Annotated in this window: 1 protein-coding gene and 3 pseudogenes; 1 reads left to right on the top strand and 3 read right to left on the bottom strand. The window is 68.6% G+C overall.

Annotated elements, in window-relative coordinates; all coding sequences use genetic code 11:
- The 3 genes and pseudogenes from ACZ7GZ_RS43285 to ACZ7GZ_RS43275 all read right to left on the bottom strand — a co-directional run.
- Window positions 1-156 (bottom strand): annotated as a pseudogene (locus tag ACZ7GZ_RS43285) (IS630 family transposase); the annotation flags it as partial.
- 111 nt (window positions 157-267) lie between these two features.
- Window positions 268-393 carry a hypothetical protein gene (locus ACZ7GZ_RS43280; protein WP_471033347.1) on the bottom strand — a complete coding sequence of 42 codons (126 nt, stop codon included), beginning with the start codon at window positions 391-393 and terminating at the stop codon, window positions 268-270.
- Window positions 394-508: 115 nt separating this feature from the next.
- Window positions 509-694, bottom strand: a pseudogene (locus ACZ7GZ_RS43275) (hypothetical protein); the annotation flags it as partial.
- Window positions 695-784: 90 nt separating this feature from the next.
- Here ACZ7GZ_RS43275 and ACZ7GZ_RS43270 point away from each other — a divergent pair.
- Window positions 785-1,604, top strand: a pseudogene (locus tag ACZ7GZ_RS43270) (IS30 family transposase); the annotation flags it as partial.
- Window positions 1,605-1,700: the final 96 nt, after the last annotated feature.

Here is a 1,700-nt window from a genome sequence, read left to right as displayed (position 1 = left end):
GCGCTTGCCTTTACCCGCGGGGTGGGTGCGCAGGCGGTGGCACAGGCGGGTGCGGGAGCCGGGCCGCATGGCGATCAGTCCGGCCACCGACAGGCGCCCCGATCGTCGGCCGCTGACGGTCACGACCGGTGTGCGGCCGCGTCGGCCCCAGGTACGGGTAGCCGAACGCCCGGACCCTGCCGATGTGTTTGCGAAAGTGCCAGGTCACCGCTTCCGCGTCGGGAGCGGACAGGGTGGTGCCGTCCACGGCGACAGGCGCAAGCCCTGCTAGAAGGCGCAGGGCTGGCGCTGGTCGGCCACTGGTCCGGCCAGGGTCGAGAACAGGTGGCGCAGCGGTCCGCTTCCCAGCCGGCGCCGGGCACGTGCCAGCGACGAGGGGCACGGGCGGGCCACGGGCACGCTGCCCAGGCGCACCGTGAGCTTGGCCCATACCGCCTTGGTAGGAGGATCGCTCGAAGAAGGCGAGGGCCAGCACGAAGTACACCACGACGCGCGCCGGGAGCAGCCGCAGTCGCTGCGTGCGGACACCGGTGTCCTCCAGGACGGCGTCGACCAACTCGGGGCCGATGATCTCGGTCAACTCGCCCAGGTGGCCAGGCGCGTACACGTCCAGGGCTGTCGCGCGGGGACCTGACGCTGACAGAATTCTGCGACAACGGGACCTCCGGGACACTCGCAATGACTTCGACACCATGCGAACTACCAGATGTCGCGCCCCTCTTGACAGAGCGCACACATCGTTAACGCACTGGCGTTGCACTTCATGGGACGCGATCCTCCGCTGCCTCCGGCGAGCAAGCCGACAGCGGTGGATGGCCCATCGCGTTTCCTACGGGAGACGGAGCGTATCCACATAGCCGACCGGCCGCGGGAGAAGGCATCGATCCGTGCTATCGCACGGGAGCTTGGGCGCAGCCCGTCCACCGTCAGCCGAGAGGTCCGGCGCAACCGTACTGTCCTGCACGACTGCGGCCGCTGGTACTACCGGCCACATGCAGCCCACGCCCGCGCCGATGCCCGCCGGCCCCGTCACAAGCCCGGCAAGATCGCCGGGAATCCGTGATTACGGGACTTCGTTCAAAGGCATCTGGGTCTGAAGTGGAGCCCGGAACAGATCTGCCACGCTCTTCGGATCCAGTTCCCCGACCGGCCGGAGATGCAGTGGCCCATGAGACGATCTACCAGGCAATCTGCATCCAGGGGCCGCGGCGGGCTGAGACGGGAACTCGCTCGGGCACTTGCGCTCAGGCCGCGCTCGGCGCAAGCCCCGCCGCCAGCCCAGCAGCGCCAGCCCCGCTTCGCCACCACCATGGTCGTGATCAGCCTACGGCCCACCGAAGCAGAAGACCGGGCCGTCTCCTGACCACTGGGAGGGCGACTTGATCATCGGGAAGAACGGCGGCTCAGCGATCGGAACGCTGGTGGAGCGTTCCGCCCGCTAGGTGATGCTCCTGCACCTGCCCCACGGCCGTACCGCGGAACACGTCCGCGACGCCTTTGTCACCACCGCGCAGCCCCCGCCTGCACAACTGAAGCAGTCGCTGGCCTGGAATCAGGGCAGCGAGATGGGCCGCCACCACGAGTTCACCCTGGCCACTGAAGTTGCCCCGTGAACTTGGACACTCGATCTCTATGCCGCGAGGGTGTGCTGGTGGCGCCGCCTGGTCTCGGCCGGGGTGAGGTAGCCGAAGACCTTGTGC

This window comes from Streptomyces sp. NPDC037288 (assembly GCF_055603265.1).
Note: the sequence above shows the minus strand (reverse complement) of the source record. Positions and strands in the feature narration are given on the sequence as shown.